This is a genomic window from Pseudomonas sp. PGPPP1, from assembly GCF_002255865.1.
Lineage (GTDB): Bacteria > Pseudomonadota > Gammaproteobacteria > Pseudomonadales > Pseudomonadaceae > Aquipseudomonas > Aquipseudomonas cremoris.
This window is the reverse complement of sequence record NZ_NKIG01000016.1, coordinates 1-15,235: the sequence shown is the minus strand read 5'-3', so window position 1 is coordinate 15,235 and position 15,235 is coordinate 1. Positions and strand designations below refer to the sequence as shown.

The following is a 15,235-nucleotide window of genomic DNA, read 5'->3' as shown; positions in this document are numbered from 1 at the left end:
CACATGAAGGTTTTGATTGTTCACGCCCATCCTGAGCCGCAGTCGTTTACTGCGGCATTGCGCGACAAGGCCATTGCCACGCTGGAAGGCCAGGGGCATGAAGTGCAGGTCAGCGACTTGTACGCCATGAACTGGAACCCGGTGGCGTCGGCAGGGGATTTTTCCTCGCGAGAAAACCCTGACTACCTGGTGTACGCCCTGGAGCAACGCCTGGGGGTGAAGAAGCAGTCCATCGCGGCGGATATCCAGGGTGAATTGGACAAGGTGTTGTGGGCGGATCTGCTGATCTTCAACTTCCCGATCTTCTGGTTTTCGGCACCGGCGATGCTCAAGGGTTGGATCGACCGGGTACTGGTGTCGGGGGTGTGCTACGGCGGCAAGCGTTTTTACGATCAGGGCGGGCTGGCGGGCAAGCGTGCGCTGGTCACGGTGACGTTGGGCGGGCGCGAGCATATGTTCGGTGAGGGCGCGATTCATGGGCCGCTGGAAGACATGTTGCGGCCGATTCTGCGTGGCACGTTGGCGTATGTGGGGTATGAAGTGTTGGCGCCGTTTGTGGCGTGGCATGTGCCGTATATCAGTGATGAGGCGCGGCAGGCATTCTTGGTGGGGTATGGGCAACGCTTGCAGGGGCTGGCGGATGAGCAGCCCTTGGTGTTCCCAAAACTTGAGCAGTTCGATGAGGCGCTCTACCCACTTTCCTGAATCCAATCAGGTTCAAATGTGGGAGCTGGCTTGCCTGCGATAGCAATGTGTCAGGCTACAATTTTGTAGCTGATATACCGCAATCGCAGGCAAGCCAGCTCCCACAGTTTGGCCTTTATTTGCCAGAGGTTTCAGCGGCGCTCGCGCAACCGCACTGCTGCACTGCGCAACAACTGCTCAGTACCATCCCATCCCAGGCAACCATCCGTCACCGACACGCCGTATTTCATCGACGCGCTCAACGGCTGGCAGCCTTCGAACAGGTGGCTTTCGAGCATCATGCCGATCAGTGACGTATCACCCTGCAAGCGTTGCTCCAGCACTTCGTTGAACACCGCTGGTTGACGCAACGGGTCCTTGCCGCTGTTGGCGTGGCTGCAATCGACCATGATGCGCGCCGCGACCTTGGACTTGGCCAGGTCGTGCTTCACCTGCGCAACGCTCTGTGCATCGTAGTTCGGCCCACGATGACCGCCGCGCAGCACCAAGTGGGTGTCGGGGTTGCCTGGGGTCTGGATGATTGCCGGATGCCCCTGGCTGTCGACGCCGAAGTGCCGATGCGGGTGGGACGCGGAGCGCATGGCATCACACGCAATCGCCACGCCGCCATCGGTGCCGTTCTTGAAGCCCACGGGCATGCCCAGGCCACTGGCCATTTCGCGGTGAATTTGCGATTCGGTGGTGCGCGCGCCAATCGCGACCCAGCTCAACAGGTCATCGAAGTAGCCGGCAGCCATGGGTTGCAGCAGCTCGGTGGCGACCGGCAGGCCCAGGCGCAGCATTTCGCGCATCAACTGACGGGACATGCTGAGGCCGGCGGCCATGTCATCGCTGCCGTCCAAGTGCGGGTCGTAGGCCAGGCCTTTCCAGCCGATGGTGGTGCGCGGTTTTTCGACGTAGGCGCGGATCACCAGCAGCATCTGGTCACTGACTTCCAGGGCCAGCTTCTTCAGGTTGCGTGCGTATTCCATGGCCGATTCGGGGTCGTGAATCGAGCACGGGCCGACGATCACCAGCAAACGTGAATCTTCGCCATTGAGGATGGCGCGCACGGCTTGGCGATGGGCGTGGATCTGTTCGTTGAGGAACGGGCTGAGGGGCAACTGATGCTTGAGCTCAAGGGAGCTGGGCAGGCGTTGGGTCAAGGCTTCATTAGCGCTGGACAGGTTGGTAACAGGCAAAGCGGCGGTGGCGGAGTTCATATTCAAGGCTTCCTGGGCAAGCGGCGGGTTATTCCCGCGCGCTTGGCCCTACTGGGGTGTTCGACAATTGGCCGTATCGGCTACGTGTGTTGGCTTGCCACCAATAGGTGACCGATCGGAGGCGGCAGGCTGTCCCGAGCGGAGCTTGCTAAATCGCCATGCAGTGCAAGTGTCGTAGCGGTAATAGGTGGCGTAGTTCATGTCGTGTGTCCTTAAAGTGTTCTTGCTGAATGGATGAGGGCCTGAAAAAACAAAACCCCCGGTCGGGGAGCCGACCGGGGGTTAGATTTCTCTGGTAGGCGACCCCTTGAGTAGTGGGCGCCGATTTCAGGTATCAGGCGCGCCAGTGGCTAAACCAATACCCAAAATAAAAGCTTACTGCTGCGCTCGAACCGTTCACGCGGGTAGCCGACACCGAGCGCGGGGCGCTGGCAGCAGGGCAAACCTGAGTGTGGGTGAGTTGCAACATGGTATGTCTCCAAATGATGGGGGGAGCTTACTAGAGGCACGCAGGAGGATTCAATCAGTAATTTCTATGGCAAGGAGGTACTTACCTCTATGGGCCGGGATATGCTGATAACCATTTGATACCCATTGCTCGGACTCGACCATGACTGCCTTGACCCTTGCTGCTGCCCAATCCGTCTCCATCGCGGGCGATGTACACGCCAATATCCAGCAGCATTTGCGGTTGATGCGCGCGGCGGCTGAGCAGGGTGTGCAGCTGTTGGTGTTTGCGGAGTTGTCGTTGACCGGGTACGAACCGTCGTTGGCTGCGAGTCTGGCGATCGATCCAGAGGACCCCGTGCTGGCACCGTTGCGCGAGATGGCGCGGGAGTTGCGCTTGACAGCGGTAGTGGGGATGCCAATCCGATTGGCGGCGCAACCGGGTGTGTTGATTGGCGCATTGGTGCTGGGGGCGGACGGTTCACTGGCGGTCTACACCAAGCAACACTTGCACCCTGGGGAAGAGGTGGCGTTTGTGCCGGGGCAGGGCGGGGCGGCACTTCAGTGGGGTGAAGATCGGATTGCGCTGGCGGTCTGCGCAGATTTCTCCCATGCCAGCCACCCGCGTGCGGCGGCAGAATCCGGGGCTAACGTGTATGCCGCCGGTGTACTGATCAGCAAAGGTGGTTATGCCACTGACTCTGCGTTGCTGCAGGGCTACGCTGTGGAGCATGGGATGCTCATGCTGATGGCCAACCACGGTGGCCCGTCGGGCGGCTGGGCCTGTGCAGGGCGCAGTGCCATCTGGAGCGCAGAAGGGTTACTTGCCGAGGCTCCCGACACAGGTAATGCACTGGTTATCGCCTATCGGGAGGGCGGTCGCTGGGCTGGACGGCAGGTAGCAATTTGAACTGGAGGACACACCGCAATGACCTTTCACTTGCGTGCAGCAACGGACCTGGATCGGTCGTTTGCGCGCGCCCTGACCCGACAAGCGATGAATCGCTATTACGAACATTATGGCTTCATTTGGTCGAACGATGGTTTTGATACCGCTTGGGCGGGCCGCAAAAGCTGGCTGATCTGCCACGATGATGAGGTGATAGGTTTTATCAGCCTGAGCCGGGACGACGATGCGTTGTTCATTCGCGAACTGCACATGATCGAGGCATGCCGCGGGCAAGGGGCAGGAAGTTGGGTGCTGGAGCAGATGGCCATCAAGGCGTGTGAGCTGGGCCTGGGGTTATTACGACTGACAGTGTTCAGTATCAATCCCGCCAGGAAGCTCTATTCGCGGCTGGGGTTCAATGTCGTCAGTGAGGAGAATTGTTTTTGGCAGATGGAGCGTATTTGCGAGCCCTGCGCCCCGCTGGTGCCCCCGCAAAGCTGACCTTTTGGCCAGCACCTTGGGCAGCCTGCCGAGCGACAGACGCTCAAGTGCGGGCAAACTCTACATATATGACGCTTGTAGCTAGGTCTGTGCCGTGGTTTTTTGCTAAGGTGTTCAGCAACCTATAAGACCATTTCGCGAGGTGTCTGCTTGATTAGGGTGCTAGTAGTCGATGACCATGATCTCGTTCGTACAGGCATTACACGAATGCTGGCTGACATCGATGGCCTGCAAGTAGTCGGCCAGGCTGAGTCGGGTGAGGAATCCCTGATCAAGGCGCGGGAATTGAAGCCCGATGTGGTACTGATGGACGTCAAGATGCCCGGAATCGGCGGTCTTGGCGCTACGACGAAGCTGTTGCGCAGCCACCCCGACATCAAAGTCGTGGTGGTAACCGTGTGCGAGGAAGACCCGTTTCCTACACGCCTTCTACAGGCGGGGGCGGCCGGTTACCTGACCAAAGGCGCCGGCCTGGCCGAGATGGTGCAGGCCATTCGCCTCGTGTTTGCCGGCCAGCGTTACATCAGTCCGCAGATTGCCCAGCAATTGGCCATCAAATCCTTCCAGCCCACCAGCGACTCGCCGTTCGATACGCTGTCGGAGCGGGAAATCCAGATCGCCTTGATGATCGTCGGTTGCCAGAAGGTACAGACGATCTCCGACAAGCTGTGCCTGTCGCCCAAGACCGTCAACACCTACCGCTATCGCATTTTCGAGAAGCTCGCCATCAGCAGTGATGTTGAATTGACCCTGCTCGCGGTGCGCCACGGCATGGTGGACGCCAGCGCCTGACATGACCACACCGTTTGATCCAAGTGCCTTCCTCTCAACCTGCAGTGGCCGCCCCGGCGTGTACCGCATGTTCGACAGCGAGGCACGCCTGCTTTATGTCGGCAAAGCCAAGAACCTGAAGAACCGCCTGTCGAGCTACTTTCGCAAGAGCGGCCTCGCGCCCAAGACGGCTGCGTTGGTGGCGCGTATCGCCCAGGTCGAAACCACCATCACCGCCAATGAAACCGAGGCGCTGCTGCTTGAGCAGACGCTGATCAAGGAATGGCGGCCGCCCTACAACATCCTGCTGCGCGACGACAAATCCTACCCTTACGTGTTTTTGTCCGACGGCAACTTCCCACGACTGAGCATTCACCGTGGTGCGAAGAAGCAGAAGGGCAAGTATTTCGGTCCTTATCCCAGTGCCGGTGCAATCCGCGAAAGCCTGAGCCTGCTGCAAAAGACTTTTTTTGTACGCCAGTGCGAAGACAGCTTTTTCAAGAACCGCACCCGGCCGTGCCTGCAATACCAGATCAAACGTTGCAAGGCGCCGTGCGTGGGGTTGGTTGAACCGGCGGAGTACGCCGAGGATGTGCGCCATTCGGTGATGTTTCTCGAAGGCCGCAGCAATGCGCTTACCGATGAGCTCTCGGGCGCCATGGAGCAGGCGGCCAGCACCTTGGACTTCGAGCGCGCAGCCGAACTGCGTGACCAGATCTCCCTGCTGCGCCGTGTCCAGGACCAGCAAAGCATGGAAGGCGGCACCGGCGATGTTGATGTGATCGCCGCGTTCGTCAACCCGGGCGGCGCCTGCGTGCACTTGATCAGCGTGCGTGGCGGCCGAGTGCTGGGCAGCAAGAACTTTTTCCCGCAGACCGGTATCGACGAGGAAGTGGCCGAAGTGATGGCTGCGTTCCTTGGCCAGTATTACGTCAGCAGCCCCGAACGCGACCTGCCCTCAGAGCTGATCGTCAACGTGGTGCATGAAGACTTCCCTACGCTGATCGAAGCGATTCACGAGTTGCGCGGCCGCGAGCTGGACATCAGCCACCGCGTACGCGGCACCCGTGCCCGCTGGCAGCAACTGGCGGTGACCAACGCCGAGCAGGCCCTGAGCGCCCGCCTGGCCAATCGACAGCATGTTGCTGCACGCTTTGATGCTCTGGCCGAAGTCCTCAACCTGGACGAGCCGCCACAGCGCCTGGAGTGCTACGACATCAGCCACTCCAGCGGCGAAGCCACGGTAGCGTCCTGCGTAGTGTTTGGGCCGGAAGGGCCGATCAAGTCCGATTATCGGCGCTACAACATTGAAGGCGTCACCGCTGGCGACGACTACGCCGCCATGCACCAGGCCCTCACGCGGCGTTTCAGCAAACTGAAGGACGGCGAGGGCAAGCTGCCGGATATCCTGCTGGTGGACGGCGGCAAGGGCCAGCTGTCCATGGCCCGCGACGTGCTCAATGAGCTGGCCGTGCCCGACCTGATCCTGCTTGGCGTGGCCAAGGGCGCCACGCGTAAAGCCGGCTTCGAGACGTTGTACTTGAATGATGCCGCCCATGAGTTCACCTTGAAGGGCGACTCACCCGCGCTGCATCTGATCCAGCAGATCCGCGACGAGGCTCACCGTTTTGCCATTACCGGCCACCGTGCTCGCCGTGGCAAAACCCGGCGAACCTCAACCCTGGAAGGGGTGGCGGGCGTCGGGCCGACACGCCGTCGTGACTTGCTTAAACATTTTGGTGGCTTGCAGGAGCTATCCCGTGCCAGCATTGACGAAATAGCCAAAGCTCCCGGTATCAGTAAAAAGCTCGCTGAACTGATTTATGCGAATCTGCATAGCGAATAGAATGCCTTTCCACCTCGTAGCCAGTTGTGCCGATGAATATCCCTAATCTGATCACCGTTCTACGCGTCCTGCTTATTCCAATTTTCATTCTGTTGTTCTATTTGCCGTATGAATGGAGCTATGCCGCCTCGAGTTCGGTGTTCGCCTTCGCCGCCGCCACCGACTGGCTCGACGGCTACCTGGCGCGCCGCCTGGAGCAGAGCACGCCGTTCGGCGCGTTCCTGGACCCGGTGGCCGACAAACTCATGGTGGCCGTCGCCCTCGTCCTACTGGTTCAGGAACACGGCAACCTGTGGCTGACCCTGCCGGCTGCCGTGATCATCGGCCGCGAGATCGTCGTCTCGGCCCTGCGCGAATGGATGGCCGAAATCGGCGCCCGTGCCCACGTAGCCGTGTCCAACATGGGCAAATGGAAAACCGCTGCGCAAATGCTCGCATTGGTGATCCTGCTGGCCAACCCTTCGGATTTCTCCTTCTGGGTCCTGACGGGCTACGCCTTGCTGCTAATCGCGGCAGGCCTGACGTTGTGGTCCATGCTCCAGTATTTGCGCGCCGCCTGGCCTCATTTGCGCACCACCGTCGAAAAGAAATAAAACTTTTTTGAATCAAGAGGTTGACGGGTTCTGAGATTTCTATAGAATGCGCATCACCAAGCGGGAATAGCTCAGTTGGTAGAGCACGACCTTGCCAAGGTCGGGGTCGCGAGTTCGAGTCTCGTTTCCCGCTCCAAATATTGATTTACAGCGTTTCATGAAAATCTGTAAATCATCGAAAAAGACGCTTAGGCGTCTTTTTTCGTTTCTGCACGATTTACCGAAATTTCCCTCCAGCTGCGAATTTTAAATACATTTTCAAGTACATAGAAACCGGACGGCGGCCTTAGCTGTTTTCGGATAGAGCGCGCCTGTCCGATATCAATATACATCTCCTCGAGACTATCAGGCGTGAGGTGTACTCATGGCTTTGACCCGGCCTCCTTCAGCGTAATAGATCTCTTCCCCCGACTGAGGAATTAGCCTTGGGCATCGTCGGTCTAGTCGAGCCGTTGTCGTAGGCATATTCGGTGACGCCATCATCGGTGCGTTTTCGGATCAAGCGGCCAAGGGCGTCACGCCCGAAATGGTGCACCAATGGAGTGTGTACTTCGGCGCTGTCCTTGCCATCCAGATCGGGCTCGCCACGCGGCGCGGGGACATGGTGGATGCCGGTGACATCGCCCAACGGGTTGTAGTCGTAAATGCGTCCGCTACCATCCAGGTCCTGTCGGGTCGGCCGGTAGTTGGTGAGACCATTTTCGGAGTGTTTTTGGGTCAAGTCGCGTTTCCAGTCGCAGGTTTGTCGAGGGAAGGAAAGATGAGCGCCATCAAGGTGCTGTCTTCGATTCCAGATCAATATTTGCGGGCCACCGCACTTTGGGTGCCAAGCGGCGGGCGAGGTTGAAGGTCACGGTTTCGTTGTTCCAATCGCGGGGTGGGCGGGGAAAGGGGGGCAGGGCGTGCGGGCCTTGTTGCATGAACAGTTGGGCCATGGCCCAGTACATTTCGCCTTGCTGGATTTCGTGGGCGAAATGAAAGCGATCGATCACCTGGCGGGTGCCCGGTTTCACCACGGCGAGGGTGACGGTTTCGATGAGGCCGCCGCTGCCCATGGGGCCGTATACGCTGCAGGCTTCGGCGCGCAGGTCATCCCAGTCATAGGCTTCAGCGCGTATGCCCCATGCGGTGCGGCTGAAGGGTCTGAGGCCGTTACGGTGGAAGCGGTAGACGTAGACTTTGCGTCGTAGGCGGTTGAAGCGGATGGGCTCGTCGCGGGGGGCTGCGACGTCTATACGCCATAAGTAGGTTGCGAGCCATATGCCAATACCGATTACGGTTAGCTCCAAGATTATAAGTAACAGAGGTGAGGGGGCTGGAGTACTGGCATGGATCATAGTTTGGAAAGTTGCGAAGAAAATGGCCATTGCAAATATGGATGCGGCACACAACACGCCAACTCCACGCATTCTTATCGTGGCGCGCGCCAGTTCCAGATACACGTCGTCAACAGAATTGGGTGGATTCGAAAGAACCGGAGGATACGGCTCGATGGAGTGCAACTCGTTTGGCCCTGGCAGATCGTGCTTCCAGCCTGGAGCAGGTTTATCGAGTAAAGGTGTTGTGAATATCATGATGGATGGTTCTTTCCTTTTGGGGGGCGCCGTGTCGAGGCTGATCCGCATTGATGGAGGCTGTTCAGGGGGCGGTACGTGACTCCCGGTCTATTTCCGCAGGCCACCGCACTTTGGGTGCCAAGCGGCGGGCGAGGTTGAAGGTCACGGTTTCGTTGTTCCAATCGCGAGGTGGGCGGGGAAAGGTGGGCAGGGCGTGCGGGCCTTGTTGCATGAACAGTTGGGCCATGGCCCAGTACATTTCGCCTTGCTGGATTTCGTGGGCGAAATGAAAGCGATCGATCACCTGGCGGGTGCCCGGTTTCACTACGGCGAGGGTGACGGTTTCGATGAGGCCGCCGCTGCCCATGGGGCCGTACACGCTGCAGGCTTCGGCGCGCAGGTCATCCCAGTCATAGACTTCAGCGCGTATGCCCCATGCGGTGCGGCTGAAGGGTCTGAGGCCGTTACGGTGGAAGCGGTAGACGTAGACTTTGCGTCGTAGGCGGTTGAAGCGGATGGGCTCGTCGCGTGGTGCTTCGACATCCATTCGCCAGATGTAGGCACCTGTCCAAATGCCTACGACAACACTTGTGATAATGCTGGCACTTGGGATCAAGGGAGGGAGGTCTTGCGATTTCACTATGTACGAGATTAAAAGGGCGAGGGCAACAATCGAAAGTAATAAAAAGAAGGGAGCAATACAGAGACCAACTCCACGCATTCTCATCGTGGCGCGCGCCAATTCGAGATACACGTCGTCAACAGAATTGGGTGGATTCGAAAGAACGGGAGGGTACGGCTCAATAGAGGGCAGCTCGTTTGGCCCCGGCAGATCGTGCTTCCAGCCAGGGGCAGGTTTATCGAGTAAAGGTGTTGTGAATAGCATTGGAGTCGTTCCAGTAGGGAGCGAGACCTGTGTGCAACCTCTGGCTTGTCGAGCGTGCAGCAGGCAACCAACAGGCAGGCACACTGTTGATGACGACCTGCGATGGTCACCATGGGAAAAGCAGGCAAATGGGCATGCCAAATGCGCCATCGGCTGTGGTCTAAAGGCTGTCCATCAAGGTGAGTTCTGCATAGGCATCGTGAATGTCGCGATCAGGCCAGTAGGTCACCGACAAGGTCGCCGCTTCAATGTTGTGCCGGCGGGTGTCGGGCAATAGCGCAATCGCGCCTTTGATGTCCTTGATCTGCAGGGTACGAGCGTCGGCCAACGAGACCGTTCGTACTTCCTGCGTGGGTAGGGTGCTGTCGGCCTGGTAATCAGGCTTGTTCGGACGGTTGGGGCTGACCAGCGCAACTTGACGTTGGCTCGCGGCGGTGGCCAAGGTGGGCGGACTCAATTCGCCTTGCGCCAGGACTTCGCCGCCCGTGTAGTGGTTGACCGCGCCATCGCCGTGACGATGAACCGTCAGTGACCAACGATAGGCTGAGCGGTTGGCGTCGAAGAGCGGCAAGAGCAGGCGATATTCGAGGTGCTGTTCAGGGACCGGTGCGCCCACGCTGCCCATGGGGCCACCCCAGCTGTGCGACCCGCTATTGACGATGCGTAAGCGAAAATTGACGCCGGCTTCAATGCCTAGGGTCGCGGCGTTGAGTTCGGCGATGGCGATGTGGGCTTGGTCGGATGTATTCCAATGAATTGGTGGCGTCTCATTGCCGTAACCAAAGAAGGAACGTCGCGCCCATCGTTCCAGAGGTGTGGATTCCGCACTTTCAGCCCATTGATAGAGTCCATACGCCGCTATTCCGAGCAGTATGGCTATACCCAGTGGGCCAAGCAGCACGCTGGCACCTGTAGCAGCGGCCCAGACGCCCGCAACCGCTCCAAATCCTGAAATTACCGCTGATGTTCTGTAAAGTCTCGATGCAGTTGCATCGCCTCCTTTCATCGCACGATGCGCCGCAAACCCCGCCTGTGTCGCATCGTACAATCCCGCCACAGCGCCGATGGTCGCTCCGGCCCGCACAAATACGTTACCTATACGCGCAGTCGCGTTTACCGCACTCATCGCCTGGCTAGACAAACCTCCGACCTTCTTCACTTGTACCGCCCCTTTCTCCAATGCGATACCTACGACTTCAACCCCTCCACCCAGCACCCCCAATCTACTGCCATACAACGCCAACCGGGCCTCAACGGCCTTATCTCCCATCGCCTGTTCTACGTCCTTCAGGGTTTTTGTCAGTGAATCGCTGAGCAGGTACATCCCGCCCATTGCCAGCAGCAGCTCGCTGCTACCGGCCGCGCCGCGCAGCCCGGTAAAGCCGGCGCGTACCCATTCAGCACTCAGGTACGAGGACACTTTGACGCCCTGCAGCACCTTGCGCGCCTGTGGGTCCAGTGTGCCGACAGCGACGACCAGTTCGGCCAGTGCCGCGTGCGTTCGCTTGCCCAAGTGATCCACGCCGATGTTGGCAATCTTCGGGTCCAGTACCGCCAGGCTGACCAGGCCGTGGACATATCGCATCGGGGAAGGGCGCGAGTGAGTGCCGCAGAGCTTTACTTCGAAGGTGGTTAATTTCACGCGTAGTTCAGTTATCAATGTGTCTGAATTCTTCCCAAAGACTTCCATCAAAGCGCATTAGCTTGTACGCCGATAGTGCCCAGAGCACGCCATCTGTTGAATCTATAGATGAAACATCTTGGGCTGCAATGGGTTCTTTCTCTATCTTTAGGTCTGACATCCTGTAAATGCCATCACTGGCGGCGATATAGAAACTGCCATTGAATTCGGTGATTGCATTGAAGTCGATATATAGTTCTTTTCTCATGATTACTTTGAAGCCGTTGATGTGGTCACCGGTAAGTATTGTTCCTTGGGATCCGACTATCCATGCGATATTGTTTTTATCGATGTATATAGCGTGCAAATCGGCTGCTGTGATTTTTTTAAGGTTTTCCCAACGGATGCCGTCGTAGTGGGCTATAAAGCCGCTGGTTCCTACTGTATAAAGGTCTTTTCCGCTGTTTCCGCTTATGTCTAGAAGGCTGATTGCGTCGTGGATGTATAATTTAACTTGTTCCTCAAGAGTTAGGTTTTCAGCTTCAAGGAGTGAAGGGTTGCTCTGGAGTATTTCTTGATCGATGTGCACCCAATTTGCGGAGGTTTTTTTATAAACTTGGCATTGGTGTCCGCATACATAGAGTTCACCGTCGATATGCTTTATTTTGTTGACGTACCCGTAAAATTTGCTTGTTGGAAGAAGTCCAGCATCTTTAATTTTCTCCACCAACGTTTCTTCCCTGCTCAAAATTTCGATGTCTCCTTCCTCGCTTAACGCATATACCGTCCGTGATCTATCAAGTGTCGCGGGTTGGAAACAGGTGGAAGTTACGCGCCATTCGGGTCTGTCATGATAAAACCATTTGTCTTTGGTTTTATGCTGGTAAAAAAATAGTCTTGAATACGGTTCATCTATGGAAAAGTCATTAAAAGAACAAGACATGTAGTACATGTCCTTGTTAATGGCGCATCCCGTAAGCATAACTATGTTGTTTTTAAGTTGTGTTTTCATAAGGCTTTAAAATTCACCATTTGAGGGTAGTCCCAGTGAGCCTGGAGGATGCTTTCGTGCTAGATGTCCATTTTTGTCTGCGCGCACTTTGAAGTTTGGGTGGAGTTCTTTTAACTCGTGATACGCCCGAAGCTGCGCTTGTAGTAACCCCATATTGCAACCTGTGAATTTTGACGCGACTCCGGCGCCTAGAGTTTCAAGCTCTAATAGATTTGCAGTGCCTGGGGGCTTTTTTGTCAGACCAAGAGCTGTTTCAGCTTTGTCATAGAAGCCATGAATTTTTATGTGCTGGGCTGCACTCACACAAATAACAAGGCCTTCTGCCTCTGACAAACCACCAGGTATTTGATTTCGAGTTTTCTTTTCACGCCCACCTAATCTGAATGCTCGATCGGGTACGACGTGATGTCCGGCTAAACCTTTTGCACATTTGTTAGGTCGATAGGGGCGGAGTATGCATTTTTCATTGCCTAAGAATTTCCCCCCATTTGTGTCTTTTCTTGCAGCACCTGCGGCAACATCTCTCGTTGAGGGCGTACTTGTTTTTTTAGCAGCCTTTCCTATCAGCACACTTCCTTTTATCGCATCTCCAGCGAAGGGTATTGCTGCTGTTGCAGACAGACCTGCATTGGCCGCATCACCTTCAGCGGCGTAGACCACAGCGTTGATCAGGTCCGGAACCGCACCCAACCCAGGCACAAAACCCAGCACATCCAAACCACTATGAACCCACCGGCTTGCACTACTCCACCAGCCTTTTTCCGCGTCGGTTTCGGCCTCAATCGGTGGGTTGGCCTGTGTGCCTGGGACGGAAGTGGGTGCTGTCTCTCCTACTACCCGCCCGATGGTATTGCCATTCGCATTCGTCCCACCTGAACGTCGGTTTAGCTGTGGATCCGGGTAGTCAGGCATCGGAATGGGCAGTGCCTCCTGCTGAAATACTGCGTACTCGGCATAGGTCATATCCCTTTGTGCCAGAAGCGTTTGCCCTTCGTAGATCTGAACGGTCACGCCCGAGCCGTTTTCAAAGCTGGCAAAGTCTTTTCCGCCGTAGGCTACGAAGGATTTTTTGATGCTGATCTCTAATGGCTGTCCCGGTTGAGTCGGCTCTGCCATGCGTTAAGCCCCATTCATCCAGAACTTGTCGCCATGGCGCACCACCAACTTGCCTTCGGCGCGAACGGTGCTGCTTTTCTCCAGCGGGTAGCACTTGCCGCCGACCGTGTTGCTTTTGATGCCTTTGGCGGCGCCAGCTCCATCACCTTTTGTGGTCGGTACCAGGCTCATGTCGAACACCACTACCGGCTTGCCATTGGTACGTACCGATTTGGCGACACCCGTGGCAGTTTTCAGTTCGGCGGTAACGGGGTAGGGCACTGGCGGGATTGCGCTGCCCATCGGGGTCTTGCATACATCGGGGACGATGCTGACCACCTTCCATTTGCCCTGCTTACGGGCGATGACGTTATTGGCCATGTCAGAGCATCTCCTTGGCCGCGCGCTTGATCAGTGGGGCGTTCGGATCAGTTTCGAAACGCGCCTCAAGGACGCGAATGTCCAGGTGATTGGGCAGGCTGACGCGATGGGACAAGGCCAGGGTCATGGCTTCGGTGTCGATGCGCAGGGTGTCGGTGAGCATTGGCAGTGGCAGCATGGCGCCGTTGTGCAGGCGCAGTAGGACAAACGGGCGATGGCCGGGCAGTTCGACGCACAACGAACCGTCGGGCGTCAGGCTGTGGTCGGTCAGGTTGAAAAGCTCAAGGCGAAACGCTGGCGGCGGGAACTCGATCTGTTGATCAACCGGTGCACCGTTCCAGTAGGCAAAATCAAAATCCCGTGGCAATCCCGGCCAGCGTTCACGCTGCCAGGTTTCGTCGTAGCTCCCAGCCAATGGCAAACGCGGTGCCCAGGCACGTCCCAGCACGCCAAATCCCGCCGGTTGGTTTTTGTAGCCGGCTGCGACTTGCGCCATGCCATGAGCGTCAAGTTCACCTTCGGGATGCTTGGCGCGATCCAAGCGCCACACGGGTCTGTCGATGGGCTCGATCTGCGGGGCGGGAAGTTCGCGCAGCGGCTTATCCAATTGATAGCCCAGATCTTCCTGACGCTTTTCGATCCAGCCCCGGCCCAGCGGGTTGCTGTAACAAACTTCATTGAGCAGATAGGGCGGCGTATTTGCATCCACGGCGTGTTCGGGATTAACCACCACGCTGCTGCCACCGAAGGCATATTCCCAACGCAGCGGAACTGAAGTAGCCGGTTTCGGATCAGCCAGTTGCCAGCCACCAAACAGGCTGTGGTGAAACTGGCGCGGGCCAATAAATTTCAGATGTTTGTCCAAGAAATACATACGTGTCGGCGCATTGGCCCGACGCTTAAAAGCTTCTTGTCGGGCGGTTTGCCAATCAGCCAGTTGATACTCGGTCAGCCGTTCGCCGGGACTTAACGGTGTTGGCAGCGGCACGTCAGTGCTGGGCGGCGCCACTGGCACACTGATACGCAGCCCAGCCGTCCAGTGTGCATTCGGTTGCCCCTGTGGCGCATAGGCATTACCCACAACGATCACATCACAGCGCGGCTTGAAGGGCGCCAGGTCGCTTTCTTCGCAGACGCTGCTGGTGCCTTCCTCGCCGTAGTAGCGATCAGCAGAGCACAGCGGCAGTGGGTTTTCGTCCAGCACTTCGGCTTGGAACTGCCCCGCATGCCCTTCGATAGGCAGCAGCCGATAGCCGACCTTCATGACCAGCACCGGATACTCTTGATCGTCTAGCCCCAGCGCGCTGAAACACATCGCATCAAAGGGCGTCAGATTGCGAAATTCCATGACGCGCCCTCAGTTGATATCCACGTCTTTGCCGTTGATCTGCACCGCGCCGCTGGCGGTGAAGTCGAAGGTGCGACCATTGATCAACACCGAGCCGTCGGACTTCATCACCAAGGTCGATTTGCCGACTTTGATGTTCAATTCATCGCCGACAGTGATGCTGAAACGCTTACCCACAACCACCGACTTATGGATACCGACCTGCTCGCTCTGGCTCAGCCCCACCGTGGTGTTCATCGCCGCACCAACGCTAGTCTGGTAAGCCGCGCCGATGGTCAGCGCCTTGGCCAAACCGATGGTTTCGGCTTTTGCCATCTTGATGGTTTCGGCCTTGTTACCGCCGATGGTCACGCTGCGGTTAGCACCGATGCTGATGGTTTCG

The 15,235-nt window shown here is 57.3% G+C and carries 16 protein-coding genes and 1 tRNA gene; 7 read left to right on the top strand and 10 right to left on the bottom strand.

Annotation, left to right across the window (positions count from 1 at the left end):
- Window positions 1-3: 3 nt before the first annotated feature.
- Complete coding sequence (locus tag CFE47_RS17980; protein WP_286839016.1) at window positions 4-705, top strand: NAD(P)H-dependent oxidoreductase; 702 nt, start codon at window positions 4-6, stop codon at window positions 703-705.
- Between the two features lie 131 nt (window positions 706-836).
- On the opposite strand, the gene CFE47_RS17975 is transcribed toward CFE47_RS17980, so the two are convergent.
- On the bottom strand, window positions 837-1,907 hold the full coding sequence (locus tag CFE47_RS17975) for a 3-deoxy-7-phosphoheptulonate synthase (RefSeq protein WP_286839013.1): 1,071 nt from the start codon (window positions 1,905-1,907) through the stop codon (window positions 837-839).
- 610 nt (window positions 1,908-2,517) lie between these two features.
- Between CFE47_RS17975 and CFE47_RS17970 the strand changes: the two genes are divergently transcribed.
- The 6 genes from CFE47_RS17970 to CFE47_RS17945 all read left to right on the top strand — a co-directional run bounded on the left by CFE47_RS17970 (window position 2,518) and on the right by CFE47_RS17945 (window position 7,090).
- Window positions 2,518-3,264 carry a carbon-nitrogen hydrolase family protein gene (locus CFE47_RS17970; protein WP_286839011.1) on the top strand — a complete coding sequence of 249 codons (747 nt, stop codon included), beginning with the start codon at window positions 2,518-2,520 and terminating at the stop codon, window positions 3,262-3,264.
- 18 nt (window positions 3,265-3,282) lie between these two features.
- Window positions 3,283-3,744 (top strand): GNAT family N-acetyltransferase, encoded by a 462-nt coding sequence (locus CFE47_RS17965; protein ID WP_286839009.1) that lies wholly within the window; start codon window positions 3,283-3,285, stop codon window positions 3,742-3,744.
- Between the two features lie 150 nt (window positions 3,745-3,894).
- The gene (gacA, locus tag CFE47_RS17960) at window positions 3,895-4,536 is read left to right on the top strand and encodes a response regulator transcription factor GacA (RefSeq protein WP_185710526.1); all 642 of its coding nucleotides are present in this window, start codon (window positions 3,895-3,897) and stop codon (window positions 4,534-4,536) included.
- Window position 4,537: 1 nt separating this feature from the next.
- On the top strand, window positions 4,538-6,361 hold the full coding sequence (uvrC, locus tag CFE47_RS17955; RefSeq protein ID WP_286839005.1) for an excinuclease ABC subunit UvrC: 1,824 nt from the start codon (window positions 4,538-4,540) through the stop codon (window positions 6,359-6,361).
- A 32-nt stretch (window positions 6,362-6,393) separates the two neighbouring features.
- Window positions 6,394-6,954: a CDP-diacylglycerol--glycerol-3-phosphate 3-phosphatidyltransferase gene (pgsA, locus tag CFE47_RS17950; RefSeq protein WP_003232771.1), complete on the top strand. Its 561-nt coding sequence runs from the start codon at window positions 6,394-6,396 to the stop codon at window positions 6,952-6,954.
- A 60-nt stretch (window positions 6,955-7,014) separates the two neighbouring features.
- Window positions 7,015-7,090: transfer RNA gene (locus tag CFE47_RS17945), tRNA-Gly, on the top strand.
- A 249-nt stretch (window positions 7,091-7,339) separates the two neighbouring features.
- Here CFE47_RS17945 and CFE47_RS17940 read toward each other — a convergent pair.
- The 9 genes from CFE47_RS17940 to CFE47_RS17900 form a co-directional block, all read right to left on the bottom strand.
- Window positions 7,340-7,675 carry a hypothetical protein gene (locus CFE47_RS17940; RefSeq protein WP_286838999.1) on the bottom strand — a complete coding sequence of 112 codons (336 nt, stop codon included), beginning with the start codon at window positions 7,673-7,675 and terminating at the stop codon, window positions 7,340-7,342.
- 49 nt (window positions 7,676-7,724) lie between these two features.
- The gene (locus CFE47_RS17935) at window positions 7,725-8,243 is read right to left on the bottom strand and encodes a DUF6708 domain-containing protein (RefSeq protein WP_286838997.1); all 519 of its coding nucleotides are present in this window, start codon (window positions 8,241-8,243) and stop codon (window positions 7,725-7,727) included.
- A gap of 349 nt (window positions 8,244-8,592) precedes the next feature.
- Window positions 8,593-9,231 (bottom strand): DUF6708 domain-containing protein, encoded by a 639-nt coding sequence (locus CFE47_RS17930; protein ID WP_353744900.1) that lies wholly within the window; start codon window positions 9,229-9,231, stop codon window positions 8,593-8,595.
- Window positions 9,232-9,556: 325 nt separating this feature from the next.
- Window positions 9,557-11,038 carry a hypothetical protein gene (locus CFE47_RS17925; RefSeq protein WP_286838992.1) on the bottom strand — a complete coding sequence of 494 codons (1,482 nt, stop codon included), beginning with the start codon at window positions 11,036-11,038 and terminating at the stop codon, window positions 9,557-9,559.
- Window positions 11,039-11,045: 7 nt separating this feature from the next.
- Complete coding sequence (locus tag CFE47_RS17920) at window positions 11,046-12,029, bottom strand: beta propeller repeat protein (protein ID WP_286838990.1); 984 nt, start codon at window positions 12,027-12,029, stop codon at window positions 11,046-11,048.
- A gap of 6 nt (window positions 12,030-12,035) precedes the next feature.
- On the bottom strand, window positions 12,036-13,145 hold the full coding sequence (locus CFE47_RS17915; protein ID WP_286838989.1) for a hypothetical protein: 1,110 nt from the start codon (window positions 13,143-13,145) through the stop codon (window positions 12,036-12,038).
- A gap of 3 nt (window positions 13,146-13,148) precedes the next feature.
- Window positions 13,149-13,505 (bottom strand): DUF4150 domain-containing protein, encoded by a 357-nt coding sequence (locus tag CFE47_RS17910; protein WP_286838988.1) that lies wholly within the window; start codon window positions 13,503-13,505, stop codon window positions 13,149-13,151.
- 1 nt (window position 13,506) lies between these two features.
- On the bottom strand, window positions 13,507-14,853 hold the full coding sequence (locus CFE47_RS17905) for a DUF2169 family type VI secretion system accessory protein (RefSeq protein WP_286838985.1): 1,347 nt from the start codon (window positions 14,851-14,853) through the stop codon (window positions 13,507-13,509).
- Window positions 14,854-14,862: 9 nt separating this feature from the next.
- On the bottom strand, window positions 14,863-15,235 hold a 373-nt coding region (locus CFE47_RS17900; RefSeq protein ID WP_502695493.1), incomplete at its 5' end, for a bacteriophage T4 gp5 trimerization domain-containing protein.